Annotated in this window: 15 protein-coding genes and 1 pseudogene; 9 read left to right on the top strand and 7 right to left on the bottom strand. The window is 69.0% G+C overall.

Features of this window, described 5'->3' with window-relative positions:
- Nucleotides 1-35: 35 nt before the first annotated feature.
- Nucleotides 36-770 (bottom strand): SDR family NAD(P)-dependent oxidoreductase, encoded by a 735-nt coding sequence (locus tag WJM96_RS21360; protein WP_424814576.1) that lies wholly within the window; start codon nt 768-770, stop codon nt 36-38.
- 26 nt (nt 771-796) lie between these two features.
- Nucleotides 797-2,110, bottom strand: coding sequence for an Hpt domain-containing protein (locus tag WJM96_RS21355; protein ID WP_424814575.1), 1,314 nt, complete (start codon nt 2,108-2,110; stop codon nt 797-799).
- 173 nt (nt 2,111-2,283) lie between these two features.
- On the opposite strand from WJM96_RS21355, the gene WJM96_RS21350 reads away from it, so the two are divergent.
- The 8 genes and pseudogenes from WJM96_RS21350 (at nt 2,284) to WJM96_RS21315 (ending at nt 9,641) form a co-directional block, all read left to right on the top strand.
- On the top strand, nt 2,284-3,498 hold the full coding sequence (locus WJM96_RS21350) for an NADP-dependent isocitrate dehydrogenase (RefSeq protein ID WP_424814574.1): 1,215 nt from the start codon (nt 2,284-2,286) through the stop codon (nt 3,496-3,498).
- A gap of 4 nt (nt 3,499-3,502) precedes the next feature.
- Complete coding sequence (locus WJM96_RS21345) at nt 3,503-4,177, top strand: DUF599 domain-containing protein (protein WP_424814573.1); 675 nt, start codon at nt 3,503-3,505, stop codon at nt 4,175-4,177.
- The gene (locus WJM96_RS21340; RefSeq protein ID WP_424814572.1) at nt 4,170-5,741 is read left to right on the top strand and encodes an alkaline phosphatase D family protein; all 1,572 of its coding nucleotides are present in this window, start codon (nt 4,170-4,172) and stop codon (nt 5,739-5,741) included. Before WJM96_RS21345 ends, WJM96_RS21340 begins: the two co-directional genes overlap by 8 nt.
- 33 nt (nt 5,742-5,774) lie before the next feature.
- Nucleotides 5,775-6,662: pseudogene (gene mmsB / locus WJM96_RS21335) on the top strand (3-hydroxyisobutyrate dehydrogenase); the annotation flags it as partial.
- A complete protein-coding gene (locus WJM96_RS21330; RefSeq protein ID WP_424814571.1) occupies nt 6,659-7,084 on the top strand; it encodes a cupin domain-containing protein in 426 nt (141 codons plus the stop codon). The pseudogene mmsB and the gene WJM96_RS21330, both read left to right, overlap by 4 nt.
- Nucleotides 7,085-7,138: 54 nt before the next feature.
- Nucleotides 7,139-8,143 (top strand): ABC transporter substrate-binding protein, encoded by a 1,005-nt coding sequence (locus WJM96_RS21325; RefSeq protein ID WP_424814570.1) that lies wholly within the window; start codon nt 7,139-7,141, stop codon nt 8,141-8,143.
- 26 nt (nt 8,144-8,169) lie between these two features.
- Complete coding sequence (locus WJM96_RS21320) at nt 8,170-8,883, top strand: ABC transporter ATP-binding protein (protein WP_424814569.1); 714 nt, start codon at nt 8,170-8,172, stop codon at nt 8,881-8,883.
- Complete coding sequence (locus WJM96_RS21315) at nt 8,880-9,641, top strand: ABC transporter permease (RefSeq protein WP_424814568.1); 762 nt, start codon at nt 8,880-8,882, stop codon at nt 9,639-9,641. Before WJM96_RS21320 ends, WJM96_RS21315 begins: the two co-directional genes overlap by 4 nt.
- 502 nt (nt 9,642-10,143) lie before the next feature.
- Here WJM96_RS21315 and WJM96_RS21310 read toward each other — a convergent pair.
- On the bottom strand, nt 10,144-11,547 hold the full coding sequence (locus tag WJM96_RS21310; RefSeq protein WP_424814567.1) for an amidase family protein: 1,404 nt from the start codon (nt 11,545-11,547) through the stop codon (nt 10,144-10,146).
- A complete protein-coding gene (locus WJM96_RS21305) occupies nt 11,534-12,247 on the bottom strand; it encodes a pyridoxamine 5'-phosphate oxidase family protein (RefSeq protein ID WP_424814566.1) in 714 nt (237 codons plus the stop codon). The genes WJM96_RS21310 and WJM96_RS21305 overlap by 14 nt, the downstream gene beginning before the upstream one ends.
- 104 nt (nt 12,248-12,351) lie before the next feature.
- Between WJM96_RS21305 and WJM96_RS21300 the strand changes: the two genes are divergently transcribed.
- The gene (locus WJM96_RS21300) at nt 12,352-13,812 is read left to right on the top strand and encodes a PLP-dependent aminotransferase family protein (RefSeq protein ID WP_424814565.1); all 1,461 of its coding nucleotides are present in this window, start codon (nt 12,352-12,354) and stop codon (nt 13,810-13,812) included.
- Between the two features lie 12 nt (nt 13,813-13,824).
- Here the strand turns inward: WJM96_RS21300 and WJM96_RS21295 are convergent, their stop codons facing one another.
- From WJM96_RS21295 to pnp, 3 genes are all read right to left on the bottom strand, one after another.
- Complete coding sequence (locus WJM96_RS21295) at nt 13,825-14,232, bottom strand: hypothetical protein (RefSeq protein WP_424814564.1); 408 nt, start codon at nt 14,230-14,232, stop codon at nt 13,825-13,827.
- Between the two features lie 296 nt (nt 14,233-14,528).
- Entirely contained in the window at nt 14,529-15,929 is a 1,401-nt protein-coding gene (locus tag WJM96_RS21290) for an NAD(P)H-dependent flavin oxidoreductase (RefSeq protein ID WP_424814563.1), read from the bottom strand.
- A 140-nt stretch (nt 15,930-16,069) separates the two neighbouring features.
- Nucleotides 16,070-18,274: a polyribonucleotide nucleotidyltransferase gene (pnp, locus tag WJM96_RS21285; RefSeq protein WP_424814562.1), complete on the bottom strand. Its 2,205-nt coding sequence runs from the start codon at nt 18,272-18,274 to the stop codon at nt 16,070-16,072.
- Between the last annotated feature and the right edge of the window lie 10 nt (nt 18,275-18,284).

Below are 18,284 nucleotides of genomic sequence, written 5' to 3'. Positions count from 1 at the left end.
AGCCCGGACGGCAAGATGCCCCCCGGCAAAGATCCTCAGTAGACCGCGCGCCCACCCGAGCAGTCGAAGACCGCGCCCGTCGAGAAGCTGACGCCGTCCGAGGCCAGGAAAGCGGCCATTTCCGCCACCTCGGCAGCAAGGCCGAAGCGGCCCAGCGGGATCTTGGACTTCATCCAGGCGATCTGCTCGGCCGTCATCTGCTGGAAGAGCTCGGTCTCGACCGCGGCAGGGGTGATGCAGTTCACCCGCACCTCGGTATTCGCCAGTTCCTTGCCCAGCGACTTGGTGAGGCCGATGACGCCCGCCTTGGCAGCCGAATAGGCCGAGGCATTGGGGTTGCCGTCCTTGCCCGCGATGCTCGCGATGTTGACAATGCGCCCGCGGTTGCGCGCCCGCATGCCCGGCACCACGACCCGGCAGCTAAGATAGACGCCGATAAGGTCCACCTCGATCACCCGTCGCCAGGCCTCGACGGGGTAGTCCTCCAGCAGATGGTTCGGTCCGGTGATCCCGGCATTGGCGACCAGGATGTCGCAGGGGCCCAGCGCGGCCTCGGTACGGGCCAGCGCGGCTTCCAGGTTCCCGGCATCCGTGACGTCGGCCGCTTCCGCATGGGCCCCGATGCGCGTGGCGGCGGCCCGCGCCGCGGCTTCATCGCTGTCCCAGATCGCGGCACGGGCACCGTCGCGCACCAGCCTCTCGGCGATGGCGAGGCCCAGGCCCCTTGCCCCGCCCGTGACCACGGCTACCCTCCCGGCCAAACCCTGCATCCTCGCCTCCCCGTTGCCGCTTTCTTCTAGGCTCGCTGCGAGACGGCGAGCCTCTGCAAGGCGGCCGGCATGGCGGCCTCGACCTCGGCCAGCGCCGCCTTCACCCCTTCCTCCCCCGCACGTTCCAGCGTCTCCAGAGCCTTGGTCAGCTCCAGCAGCGCGAAGTTGGAAGCGAGGCCGCGCATGGCATGGGCGATCTCCCGGGCGGCGTCGAGGCGCCCGGCCAGGACGGCATCGCGCAGGAGGGGCGCCCGGGTCTCCAGTTCGTCGCGGCACAGCCCGCGCGCCAGGTCCGGCGAGGCGGCCTGCGCCGTTTCCTCCACGCCCTCAATCAGGCGGCTGCCATCAGCCAGTGGGATGATCCGGACACGCGGGTGCTGCGGCCCGCGTCGGCGCGGGCCGGTGCGTGTATCGAGATGGCGCAACAGCATCCCGAGCTGGAGGTCCCGCCGCAGCAGCCCCTCCGGCAGGCTCGCCGCGAAGGATTCGTTCCAGGCGCACAGCCGCTCGGACAGGTCGATGAGCGCAGCGGGGCACGGCCAGGCCTCGATCAGCGCGGCGTCGCGCCGTTCCACCGCGACGCGGGCGGATTGCGAAAGCCGCATTCGCGCCTCGTTGACGCTGAGCTGGGCGGCATGCCGGGCCAGGCTGGCCCGAAGCGCACCCAGCTTGTGCCGGGAGCGGTGGGCGCCGGCCATACGCTCGCGGAAGGCCATGACGAGGGCGCCGATGGCCAGCGCAGGCACGAACCAGACCCACGCCGGGATGCCGCCTGGTTGCGCGATGCCCTCGACGCCGAGGCTCCCCTCCAGCACCCAGAGGCTCGCCGTTGCGCCGCCCGGAATACCTTCCGGCTCGGGGCGGGTCGCCACCGGCTCGCCCCCCAGGCTGAACAGGCGCAGGGCCGTTCCCGGCAGCGGCACCAGGAAATCCTCGATCGCGGAGGCCGGCAGGTTCATCCAGGCCGTCGGCGCGCCGGGCCCGGCGGGCACCAGGAAGGCGAGCACGTCGTCACCATCGCGCACCATGGCGAACTGCCCCGCCGAGGCGGCGGGGGCGGCCGAACGGATTTCCGCCGGCAGGGGCCCGAGCGTGATGCCGGCCGAGGCCCGCGCGGATTGCCGGGCATCCCGCAGCCGCGCTTCGATGGTGAGCATGTCACCCTTCAGCGCCAGCGCCGCCCGCGCCGCCGACCGGCCGGCCAGCGCCAGGGCCGATTGCTCCGCCGTCCGCGACGCCTGATGCAGCAGCAGCCCACCCAGCAAGATGATGATCGCGCCCAGCCCGAGGAAAGGCCCGTGAGCCAGCACGCGCAACAGCCCGCGGTCCCTCACCGCCATCCTCGTGTCATCCCCCAAATCCCCGATTCCGCAATAAATACAGGCGCCGGGGGCGGCGCAAGCGCCGAATGGGCGCTCTCCCTTGCCGCACCGAGGGTGCGGTGCGATGGTGCGGCCGCATTTCAACTCCAAGGAGGGCCGTCCGTCCGGGCGGGCCAGAGGGCAAGCGGAATATGGCTAAAATCAAGGTGAAGACCCCCGTCGTCGAGATGGACGGTGATGAGATGACCCGGATCATCTGGGCCTTCATCAAGGACAAGCTGATCCACCCGTACCTCGACATCGACCTCAAGTACTACGACCTCGGCATCGAGTACCGCGACCAGACCGACGACCAGGTCACGGTGGACGCGGCCAATGCCACCAAGCAGTACGGCGTCGCCGTGAAGTGCGCGACCATTACGCCGGACGAGGCCCGCGTGAAGGAGTTCGGCCTCAAGAAGATGTGGAAGTCGCCCAATGGCACGATCCGCAACATCCTCGACGGCACGATCTTCCGCGAGCCCATCATCTGCAACAACGTGCCTCGCCTGGTTCCGCACTGGTCCAAGCCCATCGTGGTCGGCCGCCATGCCTATGGCGACATCTACCGCTCGGTGGAGATGAAGGTCCCAGGCGCCGGCACCGTGAAGATGACCTTCACTCCCGAGGGCGGCGCCCCGCAGGAGATCGGCGAGTTCCCGATGCCCGCCACCGGCGGCGTCGCGATGATGATCCACAACCTCAACAAGTCGATCGAGGGCTTCGCGCGCGCCAGCTTCAACTACGGCCTGCAGCGCAACTACTCGGTCTACTTCAGCCACAAGAACACCATCCTCAAGGCCTATGACGGCTCCTTCAAGGACATCTTCCGCAAGATCTACGACGAGGAATTCAAGGCCGAGTTCGAGAAGCGCGGCATCACCTACGAGGACCGCCTCATCGACGACATGGTGGCCTCGGCGCTGAAGTGGGAAGGCGGTTACATCTGGGCCTGCAAGAACTACGACGGCGACGTGCAGTCCGACATCGTGGCGCAGGGCTTCGGCTCGCTCGGCCTCATGACCTCCGTGCTGCTCTCCCCGGACGGCAAGACGGTCGAGTCCGAGGCGGCGCACGGCACGGTGACGCGCCACTACCGCGAGCACCAGAAGGGCCGCGAGACCTCGACCAACCCTATCGCGTCGATCTTCGCCTGGACGCGCGGCCTCGCCTATCGCGGCCGCTTCGACAACACGCCGGACGTCACGCACTTCGCCGAGACGCTGGAGAAGGTCTGCGTCTCGACGGTCGAGGGCGGCCAGATGACGAAGGATCTCGCGATCCTCATCGGCAAGGACCAGGCCTATCTCTCGACCCAGGCCTTCCTGGCCGCGATCGACGAGAACCTGAAGAAGGCGATGGCCTGACGCCATGGGCGTTCTGTCGGTGCTAGACTATGTGGCGCTGGCAGTCTTCTTCCTGTGCTGGGCGGGATACTCGTCGATCGTCGACAACATCCCGTCCATCCACTCCCGCTCGGTGCTCGCCGCGATGGACGAGCACCGGCGGCGCTGGATGATCGCGCTGCTCGACCGCGACAACCGCATCAGCGACATTTCGATCATCAACAACCTGATGACGAGCACCTCCTTCCTCGCGAACAATTCCATCTTCATCCTGGCCGGCCTCGTGGCGCTGCTGAGCGCGCCGGATCTCGGCCGCCGCGTGCTCGCCGCCCTGCCCTTCGCGGACCCGCCGGAGAACGACATCGGCTGGGAAGTGCGGATCTTCCTGCTCGTCTTCATCTTCGTCCGCGCCTTCTTCGAGCTGACCTGGGCGCTGCGGCAGTTCAACTACACCTCGATCGTGGTCGGGGGGCTGGGCCAGGGCGATGGCTTCATCCCGCAGGCGGAAGCGGCGGCGAAGATCGCGAACCGCGCGGCGCGTCACTTCAACACCGGGCTGCGGGCTTATTATTTCGGCCTCGCCGCGCTCGCCTGGATCCTGCATCCGGTGGCGCTCATCGTCGCCTCGATCGCCGTGCTGCGGGAGCTGCACCGGCGCGAGTTCCGCTCGACGGTGCGGGAGGTCCTCTCCCGTGGATAGCGCCACGCGGCACGTGCTGGCGCTCAGCCGGCGTGGGCTGCTGGGGGGGGCCACGGGCCTGGCCGCGCTGGCGACACTCCAGCCCTCCTGCGCGCAGGAGCGCGCGGCGGGCGACCCGTTCACCCTCGGCGTGGCCTCGGGCGATCCCTGGCCGGATGGCGTGGTACTCTGGACACGGCTCGCGACCGATCCGCTGGCCGAGGGCGGCGGCATGGGCGGCACGACCGTCGATGTCGCCTGGGAGGTCGCGGAGGACGAGCGTATGGCGCGCGTCATCCAGCGCGGCACCGCGCAGGCGCGGCCGGAGCTCGGTCATTCCGTGCACGTGGAGCTGACGGGCCTCGCCCCCGGCCGCACCTATTTCTACCGCTTCCGCACCGCCGGCCATGCGAGCCGCACAGGCCGCACCCGCACCGCACCGGCGCCGGGCACGGCGGCCGATATCCGCTTCCTCAATGCCGGCTGCCAGAACTACGAGCACGGCCACTTCACCGCCTGGCGCCACGCCGCCGCGGAGGAGGAGATCGACTTCGTCTTCCACTATGGCGACTACATCTACGAATACGCTGGGCGGCCTATCGGCGGCCGTGGCTGGGGGACCGTCATCCGCTCGCATCATGGCGGCGAGACCTTGCGGCTGGAGGACTACCGGGCCCGCTATGCGCAGTACCGGCTCGACGCGGACCTCGCGGCCGCGCATGCCGCGCATCCCTTCGTCTGCACTTATGACGACCACGAGATCGAGAACAACTGGGTCAGCCTGATCAGCCAGCGCGACGGCGGCCGCCGCTTCCCCGTGGCCACGCCGCCCGAGGTCTTCGCGCTGCGCGCCGCCGCCGCGCTCCAGGCCTGGTACGAGAACATGCCGGTTCGCGTGGCCTCCCTGCCGCGCGGGAACCAGATCACTGCCTATCGCCGCCTGCGCTTCGGCCGCAACCTGGAGCTGCACGCCCTCGACACGCGCCGTTTCCGTGACGACCAGCCCTGCGGCGACGGCACGGTTGAGCCCTGCGAGGCAGTAGCGAACCCCGCGGCGCAGGTGCTCGGCGCTACGCAGGAAGCCTGGCTGCGGGACGGAATGGGCCGCAGCCAGGCGCGCTGGCAGGTGCTCGGCCAGCAGATCTTCGTGGCCCCGCGCGAATACGCCGAGGGCAAGCGCAGCATGGATTCATGGGACGGCTACCCGGCCGCTCGCGCGCGGCTGCTCGGCATGCTGCAGGGCAAGGACGTGGTCGTGCTGACGGGCGACGTGCATCGCGCCTGGGCCAACGACCTCGCGCTCACGCCGGGCGCCGCGCCCGTCGCCGTAGAGTTCGTCGGCACCTCTATCACCAGCGAGGGCGATGGCAGCGAGGCGCAGCCCATCGCGGCCGAACTCATGTCGCGCAATCCGCATCTGCGCTTTCACAGCAACCGGCGCGGATACACGCTGCATGTCGCGCGCCCCGACCGGCTGGACGCGATCTACCGCTGCGTCACCCAGGTCAGCCAGGGCGGCGCCCCGCGCGAGGATCGTGGGCATTTCATGACGCTCGCCGGAAGGCCGGGGGTGGTTGCGGCCTGAGCTCCGGACTAGCCTTCCCTCAAGCACAGGGAGGCACGGATGGCTCGCATCGGTTTCGTCGGTCTCGGCAATATGGGTCTGCCCATGGCGCGCAATCTCGCCAAGGCGGGGCATGAGGTGCGGGGCTACGACCTCAGCGCCGCCGCCATGGACGAGGCCGCGAAGGGCGGCGTGGGCCGGGCGCAATCCGCCGCCGATGCCGCGCGCGGGGCCGACTTCGTGATCTCGATGCTGCCCGCCGGAAAGCACGTTCAGGACGCCTGGCTGGGCGGCGGCGGCATGGCCACGGCGGCCGACCCCCGGGCCGTCCTGATCGACTGCTCCACCATCGACGTCGAGACCGCCCGCGCGGTGGCAAAGGGCCGCCCCATGCTGGACGCCCCGGTCTCCGGCGGCACGATGGGCGCCGAGGCCGGCACGCTTACCTTCATGGTGGGCGGCCCCGCCGAAGCCTTCGCCAGCGCGAAGCCGATCCTGGAGGCCATGGGCCGCACCATCGTCCATTGCGGCGAGGCGGGCGCCGGGCAGGCCGCCAAGCTCTGCAACAACATGCTGCTGGCCATCTCGATGATCGGCACCTGCGAGGCCTTCGCCCTGGCCGAGAAGCTCGGCCTCAGCCATGAGGCGCTGTTCGAGGTGGCGAGCAAGTCCTCCGGCCAGTGCTGGGCGGTCACCACCTATTGCCCCGTGCCCGGTCCCGTCCCCGGCAGCCCCGCCAATCGCGACTACAGGCCCGGCTTCGCGACGGCGCTGATGCTGAAGGACCTCGGCCTCTCGCAGCAGGCGGCGGAAGCGGCGGACGCCGCCACGCCGCTCGGCGCCCACGCGCTCGCGCTCTACCAGCGCTTCGCCGAGAGCGGCCAGGGTGGGACGGACTTCTCCGGCATCATCAACATGCTCCGCGAGGAGAAGCGCGAATGATCGAGACCATCGCGATCGGCGGGCTGGAGCTCCGCTTCTTCGCGACCAGGGAGAGCACCGAGGGAGGGCTCGACGCCTTCGAGATGACGGTACAGCCCCAGGCCCGCATGCCCGTGCCGCATTATCACGAGAACTGGGACGAGCTGGTCTACGGCCTGGAAGGCACGCTCACCTTCCGCGTGGACGGGCGCGACATCGCCATCGGGCCGGGCCAAAGCGTCTTCATCCGCCGCGGCATCGTCCATGGCTTCCGCAACGATGGGGACGCGCCCGGCACCTGCCTCTGCGTGCTCACCCCCGGCATTCTCGGCCCTGGCTATTTCCGCGAGGTCGCGGCGCTGGTCGCGGCCGGCGCGCCCGATCCCGCTCGCGTGGTTGAGATCATGCGCCGCCACGGCCTCATTCCCGCACCGGGAGGGTAGCGCACCGCGCAGGGCGCGACGCATACTCCGCGCCGACCGAGAGGGGAGAACGCCATGCGCACCCGCTACCGCATCCAACGCCGTGCCCTGGGCGGACTCGCGCTCGCAGCCGTCGCAGGCGCGCGGGTACCCGTCGCGCAGACGCTCGACCGCGTCTCCTTCCACACCAACTGGCGCGCCCAGGCCGAGCAGGGCGGCTACTATCAGGCCGTCGCCGCCGGCATCTACCGTCGCCACGGCATCGAATGCGACCTGCGCCAAGGCGGCCCGCAGCTCGACCCAGTGCGGCTGATGCTGGCCGGCCGCGTGGACATGATCATGTCCAACGGCTTCCAGGCGCTGACCTATGTGCGCGAGAACGTCCCCGCGCTGACCATCGGCGCCATGATGCAGAAGGATCCGCAGGTCCTGATGACCCACGCGGGCAATGGTATCAACAGCTTCGAGGACATGCGCGGCAAGCCCATCCTCGTCGGCTCCGGCGGGCGCGTAACCTATTGGCCCTTCCTGAAGTCGCGCTTCGGCTTCACCGACGAGCAGGTGCGCCCCTACACCTTCAACCTGCAGCCCTTCCTGGCGGACCGCATGGCGATCCAGCAGGGCTTCCTCTCCTCCGAGCCGCTCTCGGCGCGGGAGGCCGGCGCCACGCCGCGTGTCTTCCTCATCGCCGATGCCGGCTACGAGAACTACCAGACCACGATCGACATCAACCGCAGCTTCATGGAGCAGAAGGCGGAGGTGGTGCAGCGCTTCGTGAACGCCAGCATCGAGGGCTGGGCGGAGTTCATGAAGGGCCAGGACATCGCCGCCGCGAACCGCCTCATCATCCGCGACAATCCGGAGATGACGGAGGACCGCATCGCCTACGCCATCCGGGTGATGAACGAGAACGGCATCGTCGTCTCGGGCGACGCCACGACGATGGGCATCGGCGCGATGACGGATGCGCGCTGGCAGCGCTTCTACGAGACGATGCGCGACGCGGGCGTCTATCCGCCCGGGCTCGACGTAAAGCGCGCCTATGACCTGCGCTTCGTGAATAAGCGGGTGGGACTCTGAGCCACTTCAGTCTGCACCGTATCTCGATGCGCTTTCCCGGTGGCGTCGAGGCCGTGCGGGATGTGAACCTCGCGGTCGCGGAGGGCGACTTCATCTCCCTTCTAGGCCCCTCGGGCTGCGGCAAGTCCACCCTGCTCCGAATGATCGCGGGGCTGCTGGAGCCCAGCAGCGGCCGCATCGAATGGGCGCGAGATTCCCGGCGTGAGCTCGGCTTCGTCTTCCAGGAACCGACCCTGATGCCCTGGGCCACGGCGTTGCGGAACGTGGCCCTGCCGCTGGAACTGGCCGGCCTCGGCCGGGCCGAGGCCGAGCGACGCGGGCGCGAATGGCTCGCCCGCGTGGAGCTCTCGGGCTTCGAGGATGCCGTCCCGCGCGAGCTTTCCGGCGGGATGCGCATGCGCGTCTCCATCGCTCGCGCACTGGTGACACGCCCGCGCCTGCTGCTGATGGACGAGCCCTTCGCGGCGCTCGACGAGATCACGCGCTTCCGCCTGAACGCGGACCTCCTGGAGCTCTGGCGGCAGGAGCGCTTCACGGCCGTCTTCGTCACGCACTCCACCTTCGAGAGCGTCTTCCTCGCCGAACGCATCCTGGTCATGACGCCCCGCCCCGGCACCATCGCGACCGAGCTGCATGTGCCCGCCGGGGATCGGGCGGCGCCGGAATTCCGCACCTCCTCCTCCTATGCCGCGCATTGCCGCTCGGTCTCGCAGGCGCTGGCAGCGGCGATGGCGGCATGAGCGCGCTGCGCATCCTGGCGCCGCTGGTCGTGGGGCTGCTGGTCCTCGGCGGCTGGGAATGGGGCGTGCGGCACTACGAGATCGCGCCCTATTTGCTTCCCGGACCGCTGCTGATTGCGCGCACCATCTGGACCGACTGGGCGACGCTCGCACCATCGCTCTGGGTCACGATGCGCATCACCTTCATGGCGCTCGGGCTCGCGGCGGGGCTCGGCCTGCTGCTCGCCATCCTCTTCGCGCAGTCGCGCGTGATCGAGATGTCGCTCTTCCCCTATGCGGTGGTGCTGCAGGTGACGCCGATCGTCGCCATCGCGCCGCTCATCATCATCTGGGCCGACAACCTGACCGTCGCGCTGCTCATCTGCGCCTGGATCGTCGCCTTCTTCCCGATCCTGTCGAACACGACGCAGGGGCTGCGCAGCGTGGACCCGAACCTGCGCGACCTCTTCCGCCTTTACGGCGCGAGCCGCTGGCAGGTGCTGCGGCGCCTGCAATTGCCGAGCGCCCTGCCCTTCTTCCTGGCGGGGCTGCGCATCTCGGGCGGGCTGTCGCTGATCGGCGCGATCGTCGCGGAATTCGTCGCCGGGACGGGCGGCGCGTCATCCGGCCTGGCCTCGCGCATCCTGGAGGCGGGCTACCAGCTCCAGATCCCGCGCATGTTCGCGGCGCTGGTACTGGTCTCGGTCTTCGGCATCCTGATCTTTGGCGCGCTGACCTTGCTGCAGCACCTGCTGCTGCGCCGCTGGCATCAGGGCTGATCGGGATCACGGCCTCCCGCCGCTCGGACCAGTAGATCATGCGCAACTCGCCGCGGCCGGTCGTGGTCAACTCCGGCGCGAGGCGGGCGGCCAACGCTTCCCCCTGGGCATCATGCGCCGCCGCAGCGGCCTCGTCCCAGAGAGACGCGCCGCGTGGGTCTTCCCAGTCGATCGCGGCCGAGCGGAAGAGCGCCCTCGCGAGCTTCCCGCCTCGGCCTCCACCTTCACCGCGGTCGCCGCGCGCGTCGTGTGGCGGGGCCAGGGCGCAGCCTTCCCTCCGGGCCATCCGCCTCGGCGATCCCCTGAGGAGGGTAAGCTAGGCGTCGAGCTCCTGATCCTCCTCCCAGGAAAGGAGGTCATGAGGGAGCCGGCTGTGGATCGGCTCCCGCGTGCGGGCATCGAAGAAGTGGCCTGCCCGACGAGAGGATCGACGGCCTCGCCCGAAGCTTCGCGAGGTGCTCCACGTCGCGCCGGATGGCCGCTTCTTGGCGCCAGTCGGGGCTCACTTCGCTGGCGTGACCTCGAAGGGCTTTTCGGCCAGGAAAGCCGCCGCCGCGCGCAGCACCAGCGAATCCGCGAGGCGTGGCCCGGCGAGCTGGAGGCCGACCGGCAGCCCCTCATGGCTGAAGCCGCAGGGCACCGAGATGGCGGGGCCGTGCGAGAGATCGAAGGGATAGGAGAACTCGGCCCAGACCAGCCAGTCCCACGCATGCTGCGGCCAGTGCGGCGGCAGTTGCCGCCCGACCTGGAAGGCCGCGACCGAGGCCGAAGGCGTCGCCAGCAAGTCGAAGCCAGCCTCGGTGAACCAGGAATTCACGGCCGCCGCATAGGCGAAGCGCCGGCCCATGGCCGCCTGCGCCATGTCCAGCGTAAAGTCGCGATAGGCATCGGTGCAGGCGACGAGGCCCGGGTCCATCAGCGCCTCGTCAGCCTTGCTCTTGCCTGTGAAGACGCGGAAGGCGCCGCCCCACATCTCGCGCTCCAGCGCCGGGCCCTCGGGGCCCCAGGGCGGCGTGACGTGCTCGACCGTGGCGCCGGCCGACTTCAGCGCGGCGAGGCTCGCCTCCACCGCCGCCGCGACATCCGGGTCCACGCGCGCGTGGCCAAGGTCCGGGCTGTAGGCGATGCGCAGGCCCTTGAGGCCCCCCTCCGGCACCTCGGCCGGGAAGACGTCGGGCAGCGAGGTGTGGTCCAGCGGATGCGGCCCGGCGATGACCGAAAACATCAGCGCGGAATCCGCCACGCTGCGCGTGATCGGGCCGGCATGGGAAAGCCCGCCATTGTTCGGCACGGGCGTGTAGGGCACGCGGCCATAGGTCGGCTTGAAGCCCACCACGCCGCAGAAATGCGCCGGCAGGCGAATGGAGCCGGCGCCGTCCGTACCGATATGCAGCGGCCCGCAGCCCGCGCCGCAGAGCGACGCCGCGCCGGAGGATGAGCCGCCCGCCGTGCGACCGTGCATCCAGGGATTATGCGTGCTGCCGGTGAGCGGGCTATCGCTGACCGCGGTCCAGCCATGCTCGGTGCTGGTGGTCTTGCCGAGGATGATGCCGCCCGCCGCGCGAAGCCGCCCGACCAGCACGGCATCGGCCGTCGCGGCCGTCGGGTCGGAGAGGCGCGATCCGCGCCGCGTCGGCAGGCCCTTCACGGCCTGCACATCCTTGATGGTGACGGGGACGCCATGCAGGGGGCCGAGTTCGGCGCCCTTCATCACGGCATCCTCGGCCGCGCGGGCGGCGGCCATGGCGCCCTCGGCATCCAGCGCCACGAAGGCGTTGAGCGAGGGATTCTTCGCCTCGATCCGGCTCAGGACGGCCTGGGTGATCTCCACTGGCGAGGCGCGCTTCGCGCGCACCATCGCCGCCATTTCGACCGCCGAGGCGGTAGCCAGATCAGGTGTCGCCATACGTTTTCTTGTAGCTCTCCGTCATGATCTCATCGAGCCTACGCCCGGGGATGAAACCCGCAAGGCCCTCCGGATAGGGAACGCCAGCGGGCATGCGCGGGCAGTCCTCGGCGGGGCCGATGGTCTGCACGACGGGGAAGCGCGTGGCGTAGATCGGCAGCGCGTAATCCTCCTCCTCGTCGCCGATCCCCTTGCTGCGGATTTTGCCGGAGGCCTGGTCGATGTTCATGCCGATGACCATCGTCGCCTTCAGCTCCTGCGCGGTGCTAGGGCGCAGCTCGGCATTGCGGCCGGGGTAGAGGCGGTCGATCATGGAATCGAGCGCGCGGGACTTCTCCTCCGGATCGTCGATGATGTGCGCGTTGCCGAAACACATGGCCGAGCGGTAGTCGACCGAATGGTTGAAGCCGCAGCGCGCGAGCACGAGGCTGTCCAGATGCGTCACCGTCACGCAAACCGGCACGCCCGGCTTCTGCGTGCGCAGCATCCGGCTCGCGGACGAGCCGTGCCAGTAGAGGTGATTGCCTTCGCGCCAGAACACGGTCGGCGTGCAGTAAGGCTGGCCGTCGATGACGTAGGAGACGTGGCAGAGCATCGCGGCGTCGAGGATCTCGTAGATCGACGCGAAGTCATGGCGGCCGCGCTCATGCAGGCGGCGGACCTTGTTGCGCTCGGTGACAGGATAGGCGGTCTCGGACATGGTCGGATCCTAGGGCGGGGTCTGGACGCGAATCTGACACGCGCATTGGACCCATGCGAGGGCCAATCCTTGCGCCAATGAACGGTCCATTTAGATTGCCCCCCATGGCCACGCCCGATCTATCCGAGCTGCTGCTTCCGGGCATCGACCGCGCCAAGGGCGCCCCGCTGCTGCGCCAGGTCTATCTGGAGCTGCGCCGCGCCATCCTGGAGGGCGCGCTGCCGCCCGGAGCGCGGCTGCCGGCCTCGCGCGCGTTGGCCCAGCGGCTGGGGGTTGCGCGCAACACCGTGGTCGCAGCCTATGAGCAGCTGCTCGCCGAGGGCTTCATCGAGGGGAGGGTCGGCGCGGGAAGCTTCGTCTCCCGCGATCTGCCGCAAGGGCTGGAGCCGCCGCCGCGCGCGCCCACCCGCCCTGCCCCGCTGCCCATCGCCATCCCCAACATGGTCCAGCCCGGCGAGAAGCCGTTCAACACGGGCCGCACCTCCTGGGACGAGGCAACCTCGCGGCTCTGGCGGCAGCTGACGCTCCGCCGTCTCCAGGCCCCGGATCCGGCCATGCTCGGCTATGGCGACCCTCGCGGCTCGGCGGAGCTGCGGGAGGCCGTGGCGCATTATCTCGGCGCCGCCCGCGCCGTGCGCTGCACGCCCGACCAAGTGGTGATCACCGCCGGCGCGCAGCAGGCCATCGACCTGGTCTGCAAGGTGGTGGTCTCCCCGGGCGATCCGGTCTGGATCGAAGATCCCTGCTATCCCGCCTTCCGCGCCGCCATGCAGGCGGCCGGCGCGCGGCTGGTGCCGGTACCGGTGGATGGGCAGGGAATGGTGGTAGCCGAGGGCCTGGCCGCCTCTCCCGCCGCGCGGCTCGCCTATGTGACCCCGTCGTCGCAATATCCACTGGGCGTCGTGCTCTCCATGGCCAGGCGAATGGAGCTGCTGTCCTGGGCTCGGCGTACCGGGAGCTGGATCGTCGAGGACGATTACGACAGCGAGTTCCGCTACGGCAGCCGGCCGCTGGCGTCACTGCAGGGCATCGATGAGGCGGGGCGCGTCATCTACATCGGCACGTTCAGCAAGGTGCTCTTTCCCGGCCTGCGCCTCGGCTACGCGGTGCTGCCGCAGGAGCTGCTGCAGCCCTTCATCTCTGCCCGGGTACTGAGCGACTGGCATCCGCCGAGCCTGCAGGAAGGCGTGGTGACGGATTTTCTCGCCGATGGCCACTTCGCCCAGCATCTACGGCGCATGCGCCAGCGCTACCGCCTCTGCCGCGACACGCTGGTCGAGGCGCTGCGGGATTCCTGCAGCCGCTTCCTCGACATCGACGCGCCGGACCAGGGCCTCAAGCTGCTCGCACGGCTGCGCCCCGGCTGGCGTGACACGGAAGTGTCCGCTCTGGCGGAGCGCGTGGGCGTGATCGCCCGGCCAGTCAGCCCGATGTTCATGTCGGGACGGCCGATCCAGGCGCTCATGCTGGGATTCTCTGGACACGAGCCGGGCGCGTTGAAGCATGCGGCCCGGCTGTTGGGCGACAGCATCGGGCGGCTGTCGCCCGAGCCGCCGGCCGAGTGATCTCGGCCGCGCTCAGGGCGCCGGCGCGCAGTTGTTGATCGCCAAGCTCCGCCGGTCGCGTGTCGCCGGCCGGTCGACGATGATCGTAACAGTGCTGGTATTGATGTCCCGTTTGGTGCCGCTGCCAAGAGGAACGTTCACCAGGGTGTAGGCCGCCACCCGCACCGGCGCGATGTAAGGCAGGGTTGCCGTGTCCGGGTGCTGGTCCCAGCCCGCGGTGGTGATGGTGACCATGCGGGCCTGTGCCGTGATGTTCTGGACCTGAACGGCGTAGTCGTAGGGCGCACTGCCCGAGGCGGAGACCGAGGTCACGTTGATGCGCCCCGCACAGGTATTATTGCTTTGGGCCTGAGCGCTGGCTACCCCCGCCATGAGGGTCACGGCTGCGGCGGCGATGGCCGGCCTGTGGAGAAATGTCATGGGTTGTCCTCCTGTCGTGGATCGCGGAGGGCCTCACGACTGCCGGGCCTCGCCGTCGACAGCTCCAGAATCCTCGCGGCTCTGCCAAACACAAGAGAAACGGCCCGATCACCGGCATCGAGAATGCCTATCGGGCAAGTAAAGCTCCGGGAATACTCGCCGAGTTGTTGAGCCCGACGCCTATACACAGCCCAAGCGAAAGGCCGAGCGACCTGCACAACTGGAGCGGTGGGAGCTCCAACCTGTCGCTTTGCCGAGACTTGGCAGGCCAGGCGATTCCGCCTGGCGTCTAGGCTCTACCGCCCAGTCATGATCCGTTCGACGAGCTGCTTCACCGTCGGGATGAAGCCGTTCGAGTAGAACGGGTCCGAGCTGAAGCGATAGGCGTTATGCCCGGCGAACATCAGGTTGTGCTCCAGGCTACCGTCATGGGCGATGTCCTGCAGCGTCTTCTGGATGCAGAAGCTCCGCGGATCGGCCTTCTTGCCGGTGCTGAAGTCGGGCTCGTGCTGGGTCCAGTTGCTGAAGCGGCACTGGCTGAGGCAGCCCATGCAGTCCACCTGGTCCTTCACGATCTCGCGCGCGTTCTCTGGGGTCACGAAGACCAGAGTGGAGTCGGGCGTGCGGAGAGCTTCGCTGTAACCCTGCTCGGTCCAGCTCACGGCATGCTCACGGTCCGTCGGCGTCAGCCAGACGGGGCGCTTGCGCGGGCCGATGCCGAACTCGGCCGTGTGCTCACCGATCGGCTCGCTGCTGTAGGCCACCTGTCGCTCACTGCGGGCCTCAAGGTCCTGCAGGAACTCGTTGCGCACGGCTGAGGAGTAGAAGCCCGTGGGCGAGAAGGGCTGCAGCAGCACGTCGCCGGCTTTCAGCGTCGTCAGGCGCTGCTTCCAGGCATCGCTGATCGGGCTTTCCTGGGTCAGCAGCGGGCGCGTGCCGAACTGAAAGGCGATGGGGCCGAGTTCCGGGTTGTCCAGCCAATCATCCCACTCCTCCAGCCACCAGACGCCACCGGCCATGATGATGGGCGTGGCGTCCAGGCCGAAGGCGCGCATCTGCTCGCGCAGCTTGCGGACGCGCTCATAGGGCGCCTCCGGCTTGCGCGGATCCTCGCTGTTGGACAGGCCGTTATGGCCGCCGGCGAGCCAGGGATCCTCGTAGACCACACCGCCCAGCCAGTCGCTGACCTTGGAATAGCTGCGCTTCCACAGCGCGCTGAAGGCGCGGGCGGAACTGACGATGGGGTAATAGTGCACGCCGAACTCGCGCGCGATCTCCGACAGGCGATAGGGCATGCCGGCGCCGCATGTGATGCCGTTGATGAGGCCCTTGGCCCCCTCCAGCACGCCGCGGATCACGCGCTCGGCGCCGCCCATCTCCCAGAGAATGTTGGCGTGGATCCGGGCGTTCTTGCCGCCCACCTCGCGGGCCTCGCGCGCCTGGGCGATGCCGCCGGCGATGCCGTAGGCCACCAGCTCCTCATGTCGGTCGCGGCGGGTCTTGCCGGAATAGATCTGCCGGATGGTCCGGCCATCGGAATCGTAGCTGTCGGCGTTGACGGCCGAGAAAGTTCCCACGCCGCCAGCGGCCGCCCAGGCGCCCGCGGTCAGGCCATTGGAGACGGCCACGCCCTTGCCGCCCTCGACGAGGGGGAGGACGTCCACGCCGCCCATGCGAATGCTGTTGATCGCCTTCACCGCAAGTCGTCCTTAGCCGTCCGTTTCCGGGTGTTCCGATATGAAACTAGCATGAAATCGCCCGGTGCATCAGCACCGGGCGCATATGGCCCCTTGCGGCCGGGATGGGAATAGGCATTCCGGCCGAGGGGGCCGGGATATCAGTCCCGGCGGGGGCGGCGGTCGCCGCGGTCGCCACGGTCGCGGCGGGGACGGTCCTCGCCCTCGCCCTCGGCGCGCGGGCGGCGCTCGCCGACCTGCTCGGTGATGTCCGCGCCCGTGGCCTGATCGACCACGCGCATGGAGAGCTTCACCTTGCCGCGGTCATCGAAGCCGATGACCTTGACCTTCACCGCATCGCCTTCCTTGACCACATCGGTAGTCTTGTTCACGCGGTCCTGCGCGAGCTCGGAGATGTGGACCAGGCCGTCCTTGGCGCCGAGGAAATTCACGAAGGCGCCGAACTCAGCGGTCTTCACCACTTTGCCGTTGTAAATCGTGCCGATCTCGGCCTCGGCCGTGATGCCCTTGATGCGGTCGATCGCGGCCTGCGTCGCCTCGGGGCTGGTCGACGCGATCTTGATCGTGCCGTCATCCTCGATGTCGATCTTCGTGCCGGTCTGCTCGACGATCTCGCGGATCACCTTGCCGCCGGTGCCGATCACTTCGCGGATCTTGTCCTTGGGGACGTTGATCACGGTGATGCGCGGCGCGGTCGCCGCCATCTCGCCGCGGGCGCCGCTGATGGCCTTGGCCATCTCGCCGAGGATGTGGACGCGGCCGTCCTTCGCCTGGGCCAGCGCCGTCTTCATGATGTCGAAGGTGATGGACGTGATCTTGATGTCCATCTGCAGCGCGGTGATGCCGGCCTCGGTGCCCGCCACCTTGAAGTCCATGTCGCCGAGGTGATCCTCGTCGCCCAGGATGTCAGAAAGCACCGCGAAACCGCGATCCTCCTTGATCAGACCCATGGCGATGCCGGCCACCGGGCGCAGCAGCGGGCAGCCGCTGTCCATCAGCGAGAGCGAGGTGCCGCAGACCGTCGCCATGGACGACGAGCCGTTGGACTCCGTGATCTCGGAGACCACGCGCATGGTGTACGGGAACTTCTCCTTCTCCGGCAGGACCGGGTGGATCGCGCGCCAGGCGAGCTTGCCATGGCCGATCTCACGACGGCCGGGCGAGCCCATGCGGCCCGTCTCGTTCACCGAGTAGGGAGGGAAGTTGTAGTGCAGCATGAAGTTCTCGCGGTACTCGCCCGCGAGAGCGTCGATGACCTGCTCGTCCTGGCCCGTGCCCAGCGTCGCGACGCAAAGCGACTGCGTCTCGCCGCGCGTGAACAGCGCGGAACCATGGGCGCGCGGCAGCACACCGACCTCGGCAAGGATCGGGCGGACCGTCTTGGTGTCGCGGCCGTCGATGCGCAGGCCGGTGTCGAGGATCGCGTTGCGGACCACGTCCGCCTCGAGCTCCTTCAGCATGCCCTTGGCGGCGGCGACATCGGCACCCTCGGCCTCCAGCGCGGCCACGATCGCCTTCTTGGCCTCGCCCACGGCCTTCTGGCGCGCGAGCTTCTCGGTGATCTTGTAAGCCTCGGCCACGGAGGCGGTGCCGAGCTCGGCGATGCGGGCCTTCAGCGCGGCAAGGGCCGGGTCGGCCTCGGCCACATTCCAGGGCTCCTTCGCGGCGACCTCGGCCAGCGCGATGATGCCCTCGATGACGGGCTGGAACGACTTGTGGCCGAACTCGACAGCGCCGAGCATCACGTCCTCGGAGAGCTCCTTCGCCTCGGATTCGACCATCAGCACGCCCTCGGCCGTGCCGGCGACAACGAGGTCGAGGTCGCTCAGCTTGCGCTGGGCGGCGGTCGGATTGAGCACGTAAGCGCCGTCGATGTAGCCGACGCGCGCGGCGCCGACCGGCCCGAAGAAGGGAATGCCCGAGAGCGTCAGCGCGGCGGAACAGCCAACGAGCGCAACGATGTCGGGATCGTTCTCGAGGTCATGGCTGAGGACGGTCGCGATGACCTGGACCTCGTTGCGGAAGCCCTCGGGGAAAAGTGGGCGGATCGGGCGGTCGATGAGGCGGGAGATCAGGGTCTCGGCCTCGGAGGGACGGCCCTCGCGCTTGAAGAAGCCGCCGGGGATCTTGCCCGCGGCGAAAGCCTTCTCCTGGTAGTTCACGGTAAGCGGGAAGAAGTCCTGGCCGGGCTTCACGCTGCGGGCACCGACCACGGTGCAGAGCACGATGGTGTCGCCGAGCCGCGCCATGACGGCGCCGTCGGCCTGGCGAGCGACCTTGCCGGTCTCCAGCGTCAGGATCTGGCCGCCCCAGGCGATGTCCTTGCGGAAATAGTTGTCGAACATGCAACGTCCT

Origin of the sequence: Roseococcus sp. YIM B11640, from assembly GCF_049727625.1 — a bacterium.
Lineage (GTDB): Bacteria > Pseudomonadota > Alphaproteobacteria > Acetobacterales > Acetobacteraceae > Roseococcus.
Note: the sequence above shows the minus strand (reverse complement) of the source record. Positions and strands in the feature narration are given on the sequence as shown.

Excerpts from the sequence above, each read along its gene's own strand:
- WJM96_RS21360 (WP_424814576.1), bottom strand. The coding sequence starts at position 770 with ATGCAGGGTTTGGCCGGGAGGGTAGCCGTGGTCACGGGCGGGGCAAGG.
- WJM96_RS21355 (WP_424814575.1), bottom strand. The coding sequence starts at position 2,110 with ATGGCGGTGAGGGACCGCGGGCTGTTGCGCGTGCTGGCTCACGGGCCT.
- WJM96_RS21350 (WP_424814574.1), top strand. The coding sequence starts at position 2,284 with ATGGCTAAAATCAAGGTGAAGACCCCCGTCGTCGAGATGGACGGTGAT.
- WJM96_RS21345 (WP_424814573.1), top strand. The coding sequence starts at position 3,503 with ATGGGCGTTCTGTCGGTGCTAGACTATGTGGCGCTGGCAGTCTTCTTC.
- WJM96_RS21330 (WP_424814571.1), top strand. The coding sequence starts at position 6,659 with ATGATCGAGACCATCGCGATCGGCGGGCTGGAGCTCCGCTTCTTCGCG.
- WJM96_RS21325 (WP_424814570.1), top strand. The coding sequence starts at position 7,139 with ATGCGCACCCGCTACCGCATCCAACGCCGTGCCCTGGGCGGACTCGCG.
- WJM96_RS21320 (WP_424814569.1), top strand. The coding sequence starts at position 8,170 with ATGCGCTTTCCCGGTGGCGTCGAGGCCGTGCGGGATGTGAACCTCGCG.
- WJM96_RS21315 (WP_424814568.1), top strand. The coding sequence starts at position 8,880 with ATGAGCGCGCTGCGCATCCTGGCGCCGCTGGTCGTGGGGCTGCTGGTC.
- WJM96_RS21310 (WP_424814567.1), bottom strand. The coding sequence starts at position 11,547 with ATGGCGACACCTGATCTGGCTACCGCCTCGGCGGTCGAAATGGCGGCG.
- WJM96_RS21305 (WP_424814566.1), bottom strand. The coding sequence starts at position 12,247 with ATGTCCGAGACCGCCTATCCTGTCACCGAGCGCAACAAGGTCCGCCGC.
- WJM96_RS21300 (WP_424814565.1), top strand. The coding sequence starts at position 12,352 with ATGGCCACGCCCGATCTATCCGAGCTGCTGCTTCCGGGCATCGACCGC.
- WJM96_RS21295 (WP_424814564.1), bottom strand. The coding sequence starts at position 14,232 with ATGACATTTCTCCACAGGCCGGCCATCGCCGCCGCAGCCGTGACCCTC.
- pnp (WP_424814562.1), bottom strand. The coding sequence starts at position 18,274 with ATGTTCGACAACTATTTCCGCAAGGACATCGCCTGGGGCGGCCAGATC.